This window comes from Paenibacillus sp. ALJ109b (genome assembly GCF_010747435.1).
In the GTDB taxonomy this organism is placed as follows: domain Bacteria; phylum Bacillota; class Bacilli; order Paenibacillales; family Paenibacillaceae; genus Paenibacillus; species Paenibacillus taichungensis.
Genome location: NZ_JAAIFP010000025.1, coordinates 80,881 through 99,074 on the forward strand (window position 1 = coordinate 80,881; position 18,194 = coordinate 99,074).

General features: G+C 47.8%; 12 protein-coding genes. All 12 read right to left on the reverse strand.

Features of this window, described 5'->3' with window-relative positions; genetic code table 11:
* Positions 1-292 precede the first annotated feature (292 nt).
* The gene (locus G3352_RS22610) at positions 293-2,149 is read right to left on the reverse strand and encodes an adenine deaminase (protein ID WP_163760144.1); all 1,857 of its coding nucleotides are present in this window, start codon (positions 2,147-2,149) and stop codon (positions 293-295) included.
* A gap of 316 nt (positions 2,150-2,465) precedes the next feature.
* Positions 2,466-4,841: an RNA polymerase recycling motor HelD gene (gene helD, locus G3352_RS22615; protein ID WP_163760147.1), complete on the reverse strand. Its 2,376-nt coding sequence runs from the start codon at positions 4,839-4,841 to the stop codon at positions 2,466-2,468.
* A gap of 240 nt (positions 4,842-5,081) precedes the next feature.
* Positions 5,082-5,543 carry a pyridoxamine 5'-phosphate oxidase family protein gene (locus G3352_RS22620; RefSeq protein WP_163760150.1) on the reverse strand — a complete coding sequence of 154 codons (462 nt, stop codon included), beginning with the start codon at positions 5,541-5,543 and terminating at the stop codon, positions 5,082-5,084.
* 139 nt (positions 5,544-5,682) lie between these two features.
* Positions 5,683-6,750 carry an FUSC family protein gene (locus tag G3352_RS22625; RefSeq protein WP_076289428.1) on the reverse strand — a complete coding sequence of 356 codons (1,068 nt, stop codon included), beginning with the start codon at positions 6,748-6,750 and terminating at the stop codon, positions 5,683-5,685.
* A gap of 256 nt (positions 6,751-7,006) precedes the next feature.
* On the reverse strand, positions 7,007-7,732 hold the full coding sequence (locus tag G3352_RS22630) for an HD domain-containing protein (RefSeq protein WP_163760152.1): 726 nt from the start codon (positions 7,730-7,732) through the stop codon (positions 7,007-7,009).
* A 1-nt stretch (position 7,733) separates the two neighbouring features.
* Positions 7,734-9,173, reverse strand: a complete 1,440-nt coding sequence (locus G3352_RS22635; RefSeq protein ID WP_076289426.1) for an NAD-dependent malic enzyme — start codon at positions 9,171-9,173, stop codon at positions 7,734-7,736.
* 278 nt (positions 9,174-9,451) lie between these two features.
* A complete protein-coding gene (locus G3352_RS22640; protein WP_163760155.1) occupies positions 9,452-11,524 on the reverse strand; it encodes a beta-galactosidase in 2,073 nt (690 codons plus the stop codon).
* A 34-nt stretch (positions 11,525-11,558) separates the two neighbouring features.
* Positions 11,559-12,668, reverse strand: a complete 1,110-nt coding sequence (locus tag G3352_RS22645; RefSeq protein ID WP_163760158.1) for a glycosyl hydrolase 53 family protein — start codon at positions 12,666-12,668, stop codon at positions 11,559-11,561.
* Positions 12,669-12,700: 32 nt separating this feature from the next.
* Positions 12,701-13,579, reverse strand: coding sequence for a carbohydrate ABC transporter permease (locus G3352_RS22650; RefSeq protein ID WP_163760160.1), 879 nt, complete (start codon positions 13,577-13,579; stop codon positions 12,701-12,703).
* Positions 13,580-13,608: 29 nt separating this feature from the next.
* Positions 13,609-14,499, reverse strand: coding sequence for an ABC transporter permease (locus G3352_RS22655; RefSeq protein WP_062321959.1), 891 nt, complete (start codon positions 14,497-14,499; stop codon positions 13,609-13,611).
* 248 nt (positions 14,500-14,747) lie between these two features.
* Positions 14,748-16,433, reverse strand: coding sequence for a type 2 periplasmic-binding domain-containing protein (locus G3352_RS22660; RefSeq protein ID WP_163760163.1), 1,686 nt, complete (start codon positions 16,431-16,433; stop codon positions 14,748-14,750).
* A gap of 124 nt (positions 16,434-16,557) precedes the next feature.
* Entirely contained in the window at positions 16,558-18,180 is a 1,623-nt protein-coding gene (locus G3352_RS22665; RefSeq protein WP_163760168.1) for a response regulator, read from the reverse strand.
* Between the last annotated feature and the right edge of the window lie 14 nt (positions 18,181-18,194).

Here is an 18,194-nt window from a genome sequence, read left to right on the forward strand (position 1 = left end):
GACTATTTACATTGCTTTTATATGCAACATCATCTCTTAGACTTACGACGAAAGAATCATATAACATTATTTCGGGTATTCACACTTCTGTATTTATAGTTCTTAAGTCTCATTTATGAAAAACTTTTTAATTTTAGCCTAATTCCACCCTAACATGGGTCATTTATTGCATATGTACAACAGACGACTCAAGACCTAGTAAGCGTTTTCCTGTAAAAACAAAAAAAGGCCGCCCAAAGGCGACCTATACTTCTCTCCCCGTTTCAAGGAAGAATGGACACACTATTATTCGTTAATTACCTGCCGGAGCAGACGGTGTATTCTCCACCATCTCATCAAACAGAGATACCAGCTCAATGCCTTCTGCCGATATGCGTACCAAGCCTTTATCAGACAAGCGCAATTCCGGAATAACAACAAGCGCCAGCAGAGACAGCGTCATAAATGCGTTATTTAACGTACAACCAGCAGACTGTAACGCTTCACTTATAGCTGCAGATTGTGCTGCTACCACTTCAAAAGATTCCGTGGACATCAGGCCTGCAATGCGCAGCGGGAATTCGGTCACACCAGAGGCAGTCACGACGGCTACGCCTCCCTGCATCCCAATGACCCGGTTGCCCGCCTCAGCCATCAATGCGTCATCATTCCCGATAATGAGCAGATTGTGGCTGTCATGAGCAACGGTCATCGCAATGGCCGCAGGAACTGTAAAGCCAATTCCCCCAACAAGAGCAACCGCGCGATTGCCCGTTTGTTTGTGACGCTCCAACACCGCAATTTTGCAGATTCCACCCGATATTGAGACGACTACATTGCCTTGTTCCACCATGACATTAACATGCTTCTCTTTGGTATCCACATGATTCTCCGTCACATGAATGACTTTTGCTCCAATCGTACCTTCGGTAATTGGCGCAGACAGCTCCATGTCCTTCGGCTGGATGTTGGCTTCCAGCTTCACGGTGTTCAGCGCCTCTTCCGGGTATGTGAAGCTGTCCCAGACCGCTGTCATTTTCCCGTTCTCTGCCACGACATGCCCTGCGGCAATCGTCATGCCTACACGGACATCAGCCAAGCGTCCATCCAGCAATATAATATCCGCGATATTCCCCGGAATAACCGCACCAATATCGCGTGCTACACCGAAACGTTCAGCCGTATTAATCGTTGCCATCTGGAAAGCGGTAACCGGCTTCACCCCTTGAGAAATGGCCAAACGCACAACAAAGTCCATATGGCCTTCTTTAAGAAGCGATTCTGAACTTCGGTCATCAGTCACCAGCATCATGCGACGTGTATCCAGGCCAAGCTCTGTGCAGGCTTTGATCGTTTCCGCAACGTCATGCCATGCAGAGCCCTGACGCATTTTGGCGTACATGCCAAGCCGCAGACGTTCCACCACATCTTCCTTCGTAACACATTCATGATCCCCCGTAACGCCGCTTGCTGCGTAGGCTGGCAAACGCCAGTCATCCGCTGCCCAGGTGAAGTGACCGTCTGCCACCTTTCCTGCTCGAAGCGTAGCCTGGATCTCACCGATCATCGTCTCGTCCCCGTACACGACCCCAGGGAAGTTCATTACTTCACCAAGACCAATCATATCCGGACCCCAAGAGAGGGCTTCCGCCACTTCTTCCGGTCCAATATGAGCGCCTGTTGTCTCCAGTCCAGGATGTGTGGAAGGAACACAGGAAGCCACCTGCATATAAGCAGCCATTGGCGTCGTCCGAGCTTCATCCAGCATCAATCGCAAACCTTTGAGTCCAAGCACATTGGAGATCTCATGCGGGTCAAAGAACCCTCCCGTTGTACCAGAAGGCAGAACGGCTCTTGCAAACTCGGTTACTTTCATTTGTGTACTTTCAATGTGACAGTGCCCATCCAGCAATCCGGGAGCAATGTATTTGCCTTCAGCCTCAATGATGCGTGTATTCTCTCCGATCGTATGGCTTACATCTTTGCCAACATATGCAATCCGGGCTCCCTGTACCGCTACAGACATGCCCGGTAAAATTTCACCCGAAACCACATTAACCAGTGTTCCGCCCCGAATGACCAAGGTCGCAGGCAAGTCTCCCCGTGCTGTTGCCACCAGATCCGGTACGCAATCCGCCATTAATGGGCGTTCAAAAGATGGTGTATTCATGCTGCTGCCTCCTTCATGAAATAAACGATCCAAAAAAATAGATTGTTACGATTATATGAGTCTCGCCGTCATGTGTAAAGAAAATTCACACCTATTGTGTATGAACACAAATGCTGGATCATTTTTTATCCATAAAACCTAATTCATCCTATTCTCACGTTAGAAGAGATACCTATTTCCAGAAATCTACTTCATACCTTTCACAGCAAAGGCCAACCTCATGGAGCTTCTTATTCCCCACATCGTATTCCGCAATACACAGAAAAACTCCCGTCCCTTCGAACGGAAGCCTTCTTTATGAACATGAAAGACAAAATCAATCGGTTTGAACCGCAGACACCTTACCCATATCATACAATTCCTCGGACTGGGACGTAATGAATGGACTCGGTTTACCCATGCAATAGACATGCAGCAAATGCATGGCCCGGGTACATGCCGTATAGAACAGCTTACGTTCATGTTCCTGCGCATATTGCGATGCAGATCCGTCATAGATCAGAACCGCATCAAACTCCACACCTTTGGCCAGGTACGCCGGGATGACATGCACACCCCGTTCAAAGGCTAACGTTGTTTTCTTGATCAGCTTCGGTGCCGTAGGCAGTACTTTGCTTAACGCTTCATGGATGTCCTGGCTCTCTTCCGCGGTTTTACAGATGACCGCAACCGATTCATACCCTTCCTGAATCAGATGTTTGAGATCGGCTGTAATAACATCCAGATGCTCCTGTTCATTGGAGGAAACGATCACTTTCGGCTTCTCCCCACCCCGGTTAAATGGAACAATCTCTTCTCCACCCGGAACCATGCCGCGTGTAAACTCCACGATCTCCTGTGTTGAACGATAACTTCTCGTCAGCTCGATCACTTCCGTATTTTCCGGTCCGTACAGGTTGGTCAGCGGCCCCGTCCCACTTAATACCGAAGAGTGTGCATAGATAGCTTGATTAAAATCTCCAAGTGCGGTGATTTTCGATCTCGGGAACAATCTTTTCATAAAGGCCAGCTGGAAGGCAGAGTAATCCTGTGCCTCGTCAATGATCACATGGCGGATATTGGAGTTAATATGGAAACCGAGCAGTAACTCACGCAAATACAAATATGGTGTGATATCCTCATAGGCCAGCTCCTGTACTTTCAGTCTGCGAAGTGTCATCTCACCAATCTCTTCCCAGTGTGAAGGCAGTGCTTCCTCTCCCAACAGGCGAACCATCTGGGCCCGATCGTTGAATAAGTTCGCGTACAGTTGACGGACATCGACAAAACGTAACGATTTGATCCATTTGCGCAAAGGCTTGAGCCGATCACTGACCACCATCCGGGCAAGGATCTCACGTTCCTGCTGGAAATCATCGAAGGTGTCTGCCTTCCCTTTTTGCTTTCGCTTGAGGCGCTGATAGGCCCGCTGCAGATCTTCCGGCTCCATCAGATCCATTTGTTGATCTACCCAAGGGGCTTCCAATTCACCTTTGCCAAAGGCCGATAATTCTTTCAGCATCCAGTCCCGCAGGATTTCCAATCGATTCACCAGTTTGACGGATGGCTCGAAGCTATAGAATTTCTCCGCCATGGCCTCAGCTGTAACCACAGCCCGTCCCTGGAAACGAACCGGCTTGAATTTCATACCTTCAGACATCATGCTGTCCTTATAACGCGTTATCACCTTCAGGAAGGATTCGGATGACTTGAATCGAATGCCAGACATACGCGCTTCATACTCAGGATCTTCTGTTCCGGTCAGTACATATTCAAGCTGAATGAATGGGTCTTCCAGCTGATATTCACGGCCCAGACGGCGTTCCAGATATTCCTGGAAGGTCGTTTGCAGCATATTTTCCTCCCCAAGCTCAGGCAGTACGGTGGAAACATAACTGTTGAACATTGGGTTTGGCGAAAAAAGAACCATCTGATCCGCTTGCAGATGCTCGCGGTATTTATAGAGAAGATACGCCACACGCTGAAGTGCAGCAGATGTTTTACCACTGCCAGCAGCTCCCTGCACGATCAGCATGCGAGTCCGGTCATTACGGATAATCCGGTTCTGCTCCTTCTGGATCGTCGCCACAATACTTTTCATCTGTGCATCCGAGGTTCGACTGAGAACGGCCTGTAACAGTTCATCCCCAATTGTAACTCCGGTGTCGAACATAAAGCGGATACGTCCATCCCGAATGACAAACTGCCGTTTCATCTCAATATCGCCACTTATCTCACCGCTCGGTGTATGATACGTGACCGGACCTGGCGCACCATCGTAATACAGGTTCGATATGGGTGCACGCCAGTCATAGACAAGAAAGGATTCCTCCTTCTCATCCAGCAATGATGCGATCCCCAAATAGATTCGCTCTGCATTTGGATAGCCATTTTCCTTAAAATCGATGCGTCCAAAATACGGTGAATGATGTAGCCGTTTCATTTTGTCCAGCGCTGCTGCCGTATTCAGATGACTGCGCTCCCGATCCGATAGAACCTGTGATTGCTGCCTCATACTGGTGGAGGTCTCACCCACGTCATCCGCTTCGCTGAAGTTCATGGTGACTTCGTCCCAGAAGTCTTTTCTCATCCCCACAACTTCGTCCCTGAAGGAACCTACCTCTTTTTCTAGGATGTCGATTTTCCGATCAATCTGTTCCGTTACAACGTTGACCCGCTGTTGCTCCTCGCTCCATTGCTGGTCTGTACTCATATGTTAATACGCCCCTCTTTCCCCGGATTGTGTCCTCAAAAGCCCATTTGACAAGCCCGAAAAGGCTATGGTATAATTAATTAGAAAGTAAACATTTTTATTTTATGTTAATTAGTTCTAATTTTCTGAAAACCATTTTTTATTGTACCAGTGACAACGTCCCGATGCAAGCGGAGGCGTTTTTTGTTGTTTTCATTCTATTATTACCCTCGGATGGGATGAATATAGAACTTTCCTCTGCTATTGTCTTAATTCTTCTATGGTCTCTCTCCAGCGTGTGATGGCCCCAGATACGTCTTTTAATTGAAATGTTATTCCAGAAGTAATCTCCGCATAGGGTGCATGATCTACTCGAACGTTTAACACCTGAGCCTCAAAGCGATCTCTCGGATGCACAGCTTCCATGAGTTGTGGCAGTGACGTCACATCCAGACGAATAGATAACAAGCTTTGCTGATGAACAGCAATCAAGGTAGCCTTGCCTGTTCGACTCATATTCATACTTGTCTGTGTTCCCGGCCATAAAGCCAGTCTCAGCAGGTTTGGCGTGACCGCAATGACTTCCCCCATACTGATCATCGCCTGATGCGGCCAGCCACCTTCGGACACAGTAAGCAATTGCATCGCTTCGTGCTGCTTCTGCTCCAGATCCTGTCCATTGAACCACTCCATCCATTCAGTGCTAAGCTGTGTTAAATTCATACGTATCTACCTCGGTTCGATTGAGTTGGTTGCGCAAGGTTTGCGCTATGTATGCAAAACAACCCGGACACGCTGTCCGGGCTGGTTGTGGTTCCATTGTATATGACAAACCACATCACCGCAAACCGTATTACCATGTTTACGGCCATTTAAGCCAATTCAGAATTTTATCCTGTGACTCCTTGTCTTCACTGGCACTATGCACATGTTCGGCAAGCCGGTTTAATCGTTCCAGCTGATAGCCATAATCATAGATTGCAGCGGCAACGATGGACAGTCTCAACATCCCTTCCTGATCGATATCAAACTGGGAAATGGCCTGCTCCATAAAACGATCATTATCCAAAATGAACTGTGCCGCTTCTTCTCCGTTCGGTTTCAGCTTATCCTCGAATTTGAGCAGCGCATGTTCATGGAATTTGATAACAAGCTCCAGATGTGTATCAAAGAACTGATCCATTTCCGGTGTTCGCTGTGCCTGGAAATAATGGCGTTCTACCGAATCCAGCACATCGAATCCTTTTTGCAGGCTCAGCAGCATCTGTTTGTAAACGACCATCTGCCGGGTCTCACTGAATTTGGAACGTTTCATCTTCTTCTGTTCTTCTTCAAACAAATTATATTTATCTGACAAAGATTTAATGGAACCGCCCAGATTGTTTTTCTCATCCCGGAACACCACTTCCTTGATCTCATCCGAGATCGATGTACGCAGCAGCAGTGACATGCCACTGAACACACTCTGAATCTGCTTCACGAACTGAATCTTCGGCTTGGGTGGAAATACCGTAATGTTAATAAGAAACGCAGATACAATGCCGACAAGGGTCAGCAGGAAACGGTTCAATGCAAAATGCCAGTCACCCGACGCTTCCATAATCGATACAACGGTTACCAGCGTCAGACCAACCGTTTCGCCCATATTCAATTTAAGACAAATCATAATAACCAGCACAATAATTAACCCGACGGCGATGGGCTCATTGGACAGCACCATGCCTCCCAGCAAGGCCACAATTGCCCCAAGTGTGGTGGTTTGCAGCTGATCCAGGAAATACTTCCAGGAACGATAAATCGATGGCTGCATCGCAAAGATGGCCGCAATCGCGGCGGGAACGGGAGATTGCGGGTTCAGGAACATGCTGCTAAGGTACAGGGCCAGCGTGACCGCAATCCCTGTCTTAAGTACACGTGCACCAAATGACATGGTGACCCCTCCTCTTTTTCGAAACTGATTTCATTCGTTGGATGATCATTATCATTATTACCCCATATTTCTTTTTTTGCCCGAATCTATTCAGGAGAACGATTTATTGTATCATGGAAGCCTTTGGGTTACCATGCCTTGTATCCTGTTGATGAGTTAAATTCAATTTCCTACTACTTCTATGTACACAAAACAATACCCCACACTCCACTTTCGGAAGTAGGGGGTATTGTATGTTTAACTCAAACGGAGAAAGTTATGAAAACCTTCCTTCCCATTCACGCTTGAACTGCTCCACAAACTGCATCATAAAGTCATGACGCTGCTCCGCCAGTTCCTTGCCGTAGGACGTGTTCATCAGATCTTTTAGCTTAAACAGCTTTTCGTAAAAGTGATTGATCGTTGTACTGCGTCCATTCCGGTATTCCTCCCGGTTCATCTGCTCTCGTGGCGGAAGTGCAGGATCATACATCTCACGACCTCTCGCGCCGGCAAAAGCAAACGTACGCGCAATACCAATAGCGCCCAGCGCATCCAGACGATCTGCATCCTGCACCACCTGGGCTTCCAGGGATGAGACGGCAGGGCGCTGTCCTCCTGCATAGGAAATGGAACTAGTGATGTGTACCACGGCTTCCCGTGTACCCGCTTCAAGCGGCTGGGTGTCCAGCCACGCATTCAGCTTCGCCATTCCGGCTTCGAGACTTTCGTTCAGCTTCTCATCCGGCACATCATGAAGCAATGCAGCGAGTTCACAGATAAAGGGATCGGCACCCATACGGTGTGCAAGCTCGACCGCAAGTGCGGTCACCCGCTCGATATGAGGCCAGTCATGACCATCCGTATGTGCAGCCGCATCTCCCTGTACAAAAGCACGAGCCGCCCGAAGAATAGCCTCTCCTTTTAACGTTCCATCAACCTGATCCCCATGCCCTGATTGTTGCGTGCTTTGATTCAGATGTTGAGGGGAATTCTCTTGCATCTTACACGTCCCCGCCTTCGCGAGTTTGTTCACGTGGTATACGTCTTGCCACACCGGTCTTGACCGCTGCTTCAATCACGCGATTGCGCATCGATTTGACAATTTTATCGTTAAACACACTCGGAATAATATAATAACGGGTGCGCTCTTCATCTGAAATGGCTGAAGCAATCGCCTGAGCTGCTGCGAGCTTCATTTCCTCATTAATCTCACTGGCACGGCAATCCAGCACGGCTCTGAACATCCCCGGGAAACACAATACATTATTGATCTGATTCGGATAATCCGAGCGGCCTGTCGCCATGACAGCCACGATGTCTTCCACCACTGATGGCATAATCTCCGGTACCGGATTCGCCATGGCGAAGACAATCGGGTCAGCGGCCATCGTTTGCACATCTTCCCGGGTTAACAGATTACCGCGTGACAAGCCGATGAAGACGTCTGCTCCGCGAATCACGTCACGAAGTGAACCTGTCTCCAGTTCTGGGTTGGTACGCGCTGCATAGTCGCTCCATACTTCATTTTCATAGGTAGTCGTCCGTACCAATGCACCTTCACGATCGACTCCGACAACCCGACTCGCACCAGCGGACAGCAGAATATTACTGCATGCCACACCTGCTGCACCGATACCACAGACAACTATTTTTACATCCGTGATGGACTTACCAACCAGCTTGAGCGCATTAATCAGACCTGCATACAATACAACTGCTGTACCATGCTGATCGTCATGAAATACTGGGATGTCCAGTTCCTCATTCAGGCGACGCTCAATTTCGAAGCAACGTGGTGAAGAAATATCCTCCAGATTAATCCCGCCAAATGCTGGTGAGATCGCTTTCACAGTTCGAATGATTTCCTCGGTATCCTGTGTATCCAGGCAGATTGGAAAAGCGTCCACTCCTGCAAACTGTTTGAACAACATCGCTTTACCTTCCATGACCGGCATCGCGGCACGTGGTCCAATATTGCCAAGTCCGAGCACCGCACTGCCGTCTGATACTACGGCAACCGTATTCCGCTTGATTGTCAGCGAAAATGCCTTTCCAGGCTCTTCTGATATAGCCGAACATACCCGGGCCACATCCGGTGTATATACGCGTGACAGATCTTCCCGGTTATGAATCGGGACCTTCGGAGTAACCTCGATCTTGCCGCCCAAGTGCAGCAGGAACGTCCGGTCCGATACGTTTATGATGGATGCCCCTTTAAGCTGACGCACCCCTTCTATAATTTTGTTGTTATCTTGTGCATCCGTTACAGCGACAGTTAAGTCGCGCACACTAACATCCTGATTGGTCGAAATTACGTCGATGGCGATGATGTCCCCGCCAGCTTCCGAGATGGCCGAAGCCACTTCGCCAAACTTGATGTCTTTTGTTGTCATTTCCAGCCGAATAATAAAGCTGTTACCGTCTAAATTCCTTTGATTCATTCCAATTCCTCCCAGACTGAAAGTCATGAGTTGCAATGTTACCTGTTTGTCTTCGCTGCGCGGACACGTTTATCCTTTATCTTGCCCAGAAAAAGTACTCAACGTGATCTAAATACGACAAAAAGGACCACCCTCTCCGTCTGATCGAGACGTTATGGGTGACCCTTCTGCATGCTATATAAGTTGATCTAAAGAAATTTACACTTGCCACTCTGATGACAGAACAACCTTCCGATCGCTTTATCCCCAGATTTTACAGTCAATTGAGTAATATTATATTATTTACGCTCAGCCGCTCTGCGCAGTACCCGGATGTCATATGGCTGCAAATCCAGGCTGCCCTCCACAGCATCATCACTCAGCAGATCACGATAGGACTGATTGTCCAGTTGTACTTGTTTCGGCTCCGGTGTGTAGTTCTGCACAAATACATAATCAGCTGTGCCATCAGTACGAATGTGTGCTGTAACTCCAGTAGGAAGCTGAGTTTCAAGAGCACGCTCAATACCCAGATCAGCGATTAAACTGCCATAGAAATCATCGTAAAATGGAGCTTTGAAACGTGTAGCCATATAATAAGCTTTACCTGAACCAAGACGATTAACGGTCAAAGCAGGCCGTCCAGCATAGAAGTCGGAGCGATATGTCGCTAACGCTTCTGCACCTTCCAGATGAATCAGGTCGCATAATTCGAAAGCATCATACTCGGCATTCAGTTGAAGCTCGTTGTCCTTCACAGGCACAACCCCATTCAGATCACGGTCATGCAAGCCGTCGATCTCTTCTGACCAAATTCCCAGCGTCTTGCGAAGTGGTCCAGGGAATCCTCCCAGGAAGCATAGATCATTCTCATTTACGATACCTGACCAATACGTGGCTACAAATGTACCACCATTTTCTACGAATCGCTCAATGCGTTCGCCGACGCCTTCACGTACCAGATAGAGCATAGGTGCGATGAGCAGTTTGTACTTGGAGAGATCAGCATCCATGTCGATCACGTCCACAGGCACACCTTTTTTCCAAAAGGCATCATAATGCCATTCTACCGTCTGCTCGTACTTCACTCCGATGTTACGCGGTCCTTGGGAATCCTTTACTGCCCAGCGGTTTTCCCAGTCGAAGATGATAGCAACCTCAGCCGGAACGGACGTTCCAACCACCGCCTGCATTCCTTCCAGTGCCGTTCCTACGTCGGTAACATCCTGGAACACACGGGTATGTTCATGTCCAACATGGTCCACAACTGCTCCATGAAGCTTTTCACTGGACCCCCGACTCTTTCTCCACTGGAAGTACTGTACACTGTCCGAGCCGTGCGCTACAGCTTGCAGAGATGCAAGCAAATGCATGCCCGGACGTTTCAATTTGCTTGTCTCTTGCCAGTTGGTTGAGCTTGGTGTGCTCTCCATTAATAGAAACGGCTGCCCACCCTTGATTGAACGAACAATATCATGCATCATGGCAATTCGGGATGCCAGCGTATCTTCTTCATCCGCATCATGCCATGTCGGATAACTGTCCCATGACAGGAAATCCAGAATGTCAGCGAACTTCCAATAGTTCAATCCTTCATAAAATTCCATCAAGTTGGTCGTTACCGGCAGATCGGGATTTTTGGCCTTCAACGGTTTCGTTTCGTGCACGATAAAATCAGCAGTCTGATCGGTGACAAACCTGCGCCAGTCCAGATTCATCGCATGGACCTGTGTCTCTCCGTGCGGGGCAGGAGACTCCACTTGACTCCAGTCTGTCACGGTGTGGCTCCAGAATGTTGTCCACCAGGAGTGATTCAACTCGTCCAGTGTGCCGTATTTGTTTTTCACCCAGCCGCGAAAAGCGTCCTGGCAATAATCACAGTGGCAATCCCCGCCGAATTCATTGGAAATGTGCCAGCCAATGACTGCGGGATGATCCGAGTAACGTTCTGCAAGTTTTGTATTGATTGCCGTAACCTTTTCCCGGTATACCGGAGATGTATAACAATGGTTGTGACGGAAGCCATGCAGGTTGCGAACCCGATTGGCCCCAACACGCAGCACTTCGGGATACTTGGCCGACATCCAGGCAGGTCTTGCCCCGCTTGGGGTAGCCAAAAATGCGTAAATTCCATTCGCTGCAAACGTATCCAATACATGATCGAGCCAGTTAAATGTGTATACCCCTTCCTCCGGTTCAAGGGATACCCATGAGAAGATACCAATGGACATCACATTACATTTGGCAAGCTTCATCAGGCGAATATCTTCCTCAAGGACTTCAGGATAGCGTAGCCATTGCTCCGGGTTATAGTCTGCACCATGTAACATATGAGGTGCTTTGGAACTTACAGGTGGATATTTGTATGTCATGCTGACAACTCCTTATTTATTTCATTTTAATTATCTATTTGATCAATGCAGCACTCGGCTGCTCATCCAATGCAGTGTTAATTTCCTCTCCAGCCTTCAGCGCTGAAAACGATTGCAATTTCTGACCCTTGAAGTCAAACATCGTCAGGTTGCCCCAGTTATTCGGATGTCCAACAGACCACTCTTCCTTGCTAGGAATCCAGGCAGGCTCCCAGTAATAGAATCCCACTCCTAGACCGTCGGGAACCTCACGAATAATCTGCAGCAGATCCTTCAGATAACGTGTCTGTCCTTCCACACTTGCCGGATATCCTGGCAGCAACAGTTCTTCCTGATTCAGAATCCACTCGTGGCCTTCAGGCTGCTCCAATGTCCACGGATAAGCGGTTTCAACAACATTAATTGGTTTGCCGTAGCGTTGAGCCAGGTCATGCAGATTATCCCGCAGTGCATCCAGTGTTCCGTGCCACCAAGGGTAATAGGAGAGCCCAATGATATCGAAATCCACACCTAGCGCCTCAAACCGATCATAGAATTTGCGACTCTCCGCATTATCACCACCGCGGTCTATATGGATCATGATCTTGATATCAGGATCGATGGATTTAACCGCAGCGATACCATACTTCACAAGTCCGGCAAAACGCTCCCATTGTTCATCCGTATCATGCTCTTCTCCGCTCACACGTCCCTCATCCCATAACATGCCCGGTGTTATTTCGTTCCCCACCTGCACCATGTCCGGTAACGCATCATGCTCCTTGAGTGTTCTCAGTACATCTGCCGTATAGGTACATATCTCACGCTGCAGTTCTTCATAGGAGAGCTTCTCCCACGCCTTTGGCTTCCATTGATTGGCTGGATCAGCCCAACGATCGGAATAATGAAAATCCAGTAAAAATTGCAATCCTTGTTCCTTAATCCGTTTGGCTACCGCTACCGTCCGCTCCAGATTACAGAATCCGCCTACAGGATCATTCCAGATTCGCAATCGGATTGCATTGGCATCACCCAGCTTGAGAAGGGTCAGTAAGTCCGCCTGTTGCCCATGCTCATCACGATAGCTCCCACCATGCTGCTCAATTTCATCCATAAATGACACATCCATTCCGAGAATGAATGCCTCTTCCTTTAAATTGCTCACTTCATCAACCTCCGTTTAATTTAGATGCAGGCTCAGCCTTTAACCGAACCCAAGGTCATACCTTTGACAAAGAAGCGCTGCAGGAATGGATACACGATGAGGATTGGCGCACTTCCGATAAAAATCTGTGCCGCTCTTACTGTGGTTTGAGAAATGGTTTCCATCTCTTTCGGGTTCATGGCCATCGTACTCATATCACGTTTGATAATTACCGTCTGCATGAAAGTAGCCAGCGGATAATCCTTGGCATTGTTCATGTAGAGTAATCCGTCAAACCATGAGTTCCAGTGAAACACCATGCTGAACAATGCAATCGTTGCGATAGATGGCATGGAAATCGGCAGGAAGATACTGAACAACGTTCTAAAGTGATTGGCACCATCCATCAGCGCCGCTTCCTCAAGCTCTTTCGGAATACCCCGGAAGAAGTTTAGCATCAGAATGACGAGGAAGGTGTTGACAGCTCCCGGAAGCACCAGTACCCAGAAGGAATCCATCAGGCCGATCTTCTGGATGACCATGTAGAAAGGAACGAGTCCCCCATTAAAGATCATACTAAAAACAAAAATCCATGAATATACGGTTCTGCCTTTAAATTCACTATTTTCTTTCGACAACGGGTACGCCGCCAAAAAGGTAATCAGCAACGTAATTCCTGTACCAATGACTGTCCGCAGCAAGGAAATCCAGAGAGAGTTTAGGAAAATCGGATTATTCATCGTTTTTTTGTATGCTTCAAGTGAGAACCCTACCGGCCAGAGGTTAACGAGATTGGCATCTGCGGCAGCCTTGTTACTGAAGGATACAGCCAAAACGTGAATCATCGGTACAATACACATAATGGCAACCAAAATGAGAAAACAAATATTGATGACATTGAACACGCGATAAGGCGTTGATTTATGATACATCGTGGTCCCTTCTTTCTCTGTTCATTCGATTAGAATATGCGGTATCCGGCGTATTTTTTGGCTAGGCTGTATGACACAAGGATCAAGACCATGCTGATGACCGATTTAAATAATCCAATTGCGGTCGCGAAGCCCATCTCTCCGTTTTCCAGCGCCGAGCGATAAACGAATGTATCAATAATGTCACCCGTTTGATATACAAGCGGGTTATACAGATTGAAAATCTGATCGAACCCGGCGTTAAGTACGTTCCCCAGTGCCAGTGTCCCAACCACCATCAGCATCGGTACAAGTGACGGGATGGTAATGTGCAGCGTCTGCTTCCAGCGACCCGCTCCGTCAATCTCTGCTGCTTCATACAGCGCCGGGTTAATGCCGGCAAGGGCAGCCAAGAATACAATCATGTTGTAGCCGAATTCCTTCCACACATCCGTTAGAATGATTGTTGGTCGGAACCAGCTGTTATCTCCAAGGAAGAAATATGGCCCAAGTCCAAATGTTCCGAGTACCCGGTTCACCAGTCCACCGGTGGATAACAGATCAATCAGAATTCCGCCCAGGATAACCCAAGACAAGAAGTGAGGCAGATACACCAAGGTTTGGATCGTTCGCTGGATCGCCATCTTGCGAACCTCATTCAACAAAATCGCGAATACAAAAGGGACAAACAAGTTAAAGATGAGTTTGAGCACAGCAATGATCAGTGTGTTCCAAATGACTTGCAGACTGTCCTCGCGTTCAAACAAATATCTAAAATTATCTAGCCCGACCCACTCCGAGCCGCTGATGCCGAGCCATGGTTTGTAGTTCTGAAATGCCATAACGATTCCGCCCATAGGCACATAACTGAATATAATCAGAAAGATGATGGCTGGCAGCAGCATTACGTGAAATGGCCAAGTTCGTTTTAAAGTTCTCATGATTGCTCCCCCTGTAATTCTTCCTACTCAAGTGCTCCCTGAGTGGCTTATACTGCGATTATATCAACCGTTTGCATAGGTCAAACAGCACATAAAAGCAATATAAATGGCACAAAAGCAACCAGTTTGGACTCGCTGTCTTTTCAATCATTCATCCACTGCTGACCCACACCTTTCCGAAGCAAATCAGGCTCTCATAACGACAAAAAAAGCGTGCAGACTTGGATGGTCTGCACGCCCCTCTATCCTTATTTTTTCACACTGTCATACCATTCGTTGACCTCTTGTGTGATTTGGTCACCGCCACCCGATTTCCACGTTTGTACAAATGTATCGAACGCATCTACCGGATTTTTGCCATAAATAATTTCGTTGAATGCTTGATTTTCAATTTTGTTCAGGTAGTCTAGTTTGGATTTCATTGTCGCTGTTGTAGGACCTGTGAACATGTTTTTGAACGAGATTTCTTCCTGACTGAGCAAAACTTTTGCAGCAGCAGGGGTTTCTGGCCCATAGTTAACGGCTACGTCTTTCTCCAACTTAGTTTCCGGCTCTTTGCCATCTGCCAGATTCAGCAGGGCTTTCATCTGAGCATCCGGAATACGGGCACCGTCACGAACGAGCAAATAACGTACAACGTTCACATAACCGCCTTCAATTTGGTCTATCGGCATTTGTTTGCCATTGGCATCCAATTGATAGTCATACTTTGCAAATAGACCGTTATCATATTGGCTACCTGGTGCCGGGTCTGCATAATTGTCGAACAGGTAGTTCTCATACGTGAAGAACGCTTCAGGGTGCTCCATATCTTTCTTGATCAGAATGACGCCGTTAACAAACTGTGTACCATGACGCATCGCTTTGCCTTCTGGACCGGTCGGGATTTCAATCGGTTTCCAAACGGCACTTGGCACATTTTTCACTGTATCCAGAAGCGGCCATCCACTCATCCAGTATGGACCTGGGATAATACCCGCTGTACCTGCCACTGCTGGCTCGGCTGTTTTGTTTTCATCCCATAATGCTGCTTCCTGTGGGATATATCCTTTTTTGAGCCATTCGCTCAATTTGGTCAGACCTTGCTTCATGCCAGGATTGATGGAACCATACTCCAGCTTGCCATCTTCAGCTACATTCCATTGGAATGGCAGTGTTCCGTATGCACCGAAAATCCAGGATGGATCACCCATCCAAGTGTTCATGGATGTTTTGAAACCGATGCTCAGTGGAGTAACCTTGTCTGGAGCCAGTCCATCTGGATTTTGATTTTTGAACGCATCCATGACTTTTTCCAGTTCGTCGATTGTTTTTGGCGCCTCCAGATTCAGCTTGTCCAACCAGTCCTGGCGAATCCACAGCAGGTAATCATTGTTGTACGCATAGTCCAGTACGGGAATACCCATTCTTTTGCCGTCACGGCTATACTGGTTCCATACATTTGGATCCTGCTCCATCGCTTTTTTCCATGTGTCTGAAGCGTATTTGTCGAACAGCGGTCCCGCTTCCTGGTACATGCCAGAATCAATCAGATCCTGTGCAAGCAGGTTGTCCCCTACCATTACCACTTCAGGCATCTCCTGCCCGGATGACATCGCAAGACGAAGTTTTGTGGCGAATGCGTTGTTCGTATCCGTCACAGACCACAATGATTTGATGTCGATTCCGAATTGATCTTTGGCCCACTTGGTTGCTACGTTATTTTCCATCGATTCGCCATTTTTGAATTTTAGCTCAGGGTCAATTCCCCATGCCGTTGTAATGGTAACTGCAGGATCATATTTTTCTTTGTATTCGTTTTCAACAGCTGGCGCACTTGATGCCTCGCTATCTCCTCCGCTATTTCCTCCTGTACAGCCTGCAAGGACGCCGGTCAGACACACCGCCGTTGCGAGAAGCGACAGTAATCTCTTTTTCGTGGATTTCGCTCTCAATGTTGTTCCCCCTTCAATCATTTTGGTTACCCTTTCATTATAGGCCTGCCGGGTCTTTCAGCCTATGTCACGAAAACAAGATTTCTGCACCTTTGGCAACCTATATATTGGAATGATGTTGAAATTATGCCTGATCCCGATATTCATTCGGTGTCATCCCGTAATGCTTTTTGAACATTTTGCTGAAATATTGCGGATTTTGGTACCCCAGCTCACTCGTAATCTCGTATATCTTTTTGTTGGTGTTTTTGAGCAAATACAATGCACGCTCCATCCGCATGCGAATCATATAATCGCCCAGCCCCTCACCTGTCTCGGCTTTGTAGATCTTGGACAAGTAGACCGGATGCAAATACACCTTGTCTGCGATCATCTTCACGGACAGATCCTGTCCTGCGTCTCTGGTTACCATCTCCTGAACCTGCTTGATGACGTGTCTGCGGCTCTGTACGCCTTCCTGATCCGACAGCTCCTCCTGCAGCTTGGCAAGCATCTCAGTTGCCCAGCGGCGAAGTTTGTCAGGTGATTGAATCAACTGATGCGCGAGCAGCAGGTCAAATCCCGCATGATCAATCTCATGTACGAGATGCCCCTGCTTATGAGCGATATACATAAAGGCATTCGTTACAGACAAATACATCTCATATACATGCTCTCTGGAAAGACATACGCGGTCCGCTGCATCAAATACGGCATTCAGTTTACGTGCCGCTGCCTCCCACTGTTTGGTTTCAAGCAATTGAGGCAGTACGGGTGGCTTATAGAGCTCTTCAAGCGCTTGAGCCGCATCGTTCTCCGGTCGTTTCGACACTTCTTTATCCATGTAAATGATCGTATTTTCCTCTGGACCCGATAGAACAAGTGATCCCAAACCTTTACGATAAGCGTTCGTCAGATCGGCAAATTGAAACGGTGCTGTGACCACCATGGACAGATCGCCTTGCAAATATCGAATAACATGCTCGCGGAAAGTCCCAACTGGCTGCTTCAGCTCTTCCACATTCGTCTGAACAGGCTCCGTCCAGCCCTGATTCTGTATAATCATGACCAGACTCTCATGGGGACCTCGCCCAAACCATACGTTGAAATGCGGACCAAACACCTCTTCAGCAATATTACCAACCGCAAACTCCATCAAATCCAGTGATTGCTGATCCATTGCAGAGAACCGGCCCGTAAGGCGAATTAACATCATAACTGCTGGTTGATCCGGCTGAAGCACAATCTCATACTTTTCAAGCTGTTCACCCAGTGCCCGTGCTGTAATCTCGCGGCCCAATAACAAATCATGCATCAGATTCTCCCGCAAAATTTTATAATCTGACTTCCGGCTGTATAACAACCGATGGTATTTATCAAATTCATCCCAATCATCCCGAAGGGACGTGATGGCAGCAGAGACCGAAGCCATGAATTCCTCATCGTTCACCGGCTTGAGAATATAATCGGCAGCCTGCAGTTGAATAGCTTTTTTGGCATATTGAAAATCACTGTGTCCGGTCAACAGGATACAGCGGATATGCGCCCATCGACTACTTACCTCCTCAACCAGCTCCAGCCCGGACATGCCCGGCATTCGAATATCGGTCACCACGAGGTCCACTGCATTCTCTTCCAATATCCGCAGCGCTTCCTTGCCAGATGCCGCACGCAAAACTGTCGTAACACCGAGCTCGCCCCAGGGAATGGTCAATTCCAGACTTTCCGTTACATACGTTTCATCATCCACCAATAAGATATCAATCAAGACAGTCACTCCCT

Excerpts from the sequence above, each read along its gene's own strand:
- G3352_RS22655 (WP_062321959.1), bottom strand. The coding sequence starts at position 14,499 with ATGAGAACTTTAAAACGAACTTGGCCATTTCACGTAATGCTGCTGCCA.
- G3352_RS22640 (WP_163760155.1), bottom strand. The coding sequence starts at position 11,524 with ATGACATACAAATATCCACCTGTAAGTTCCAAAGCACCTCATATGTTA.
- G3352_RS22630 (WP_163760152.1), bottom strand. The coding sequence starts at position 7,732 with ATGCAAGAGAATTCCCCTCAACATCTGAATCAAAGCACGCAACAATCA.
- G3352_RS22620 (WP_163760150.1), bottom strand. The coding sequence starts at position 5,543 with ATGAATTTAACACAGCTTAGCACTGAATGGATGGAGTGGTTCAATGGA.
- G3352_RS22610 (WP_163760144.1), bottom strand. The coding sequence starts at position 2,149 with ATGAATACACCATCTTTTGAACGCCCATTAATGGCGGATTGCGTACCG.
- G3352_RS22650 (WP_163760160.1), bottom strand. The coding sequence starts at position 13,579 with ATGTATCATAAATCAACGCCTTATCGCGTGTTCAATGTCATCAATATT.
- G3352_RS22625 (WP_076289428.1), bottom strand. The coding sequence starts at position 6,750 with ATGTCATTTGGTGCACGTGTACTTAAGACAGGGATTGCGGTCACGCTG.
- G3352_RS22635 (WP_076289426.1), bottom strand. The coding sequence starts at position 9,173 with ATGAATCAAAGGAATTTAGACGGTAACAGCTTTATTATTCGGCTGGAA.
- helD (WP_163760147.1), bottom strand. The coding sequence starts at position 4,841 with ATGAGTACAGACCAGCAATGGAGCGAGGAGCAACAGCGGGTCAACGTT.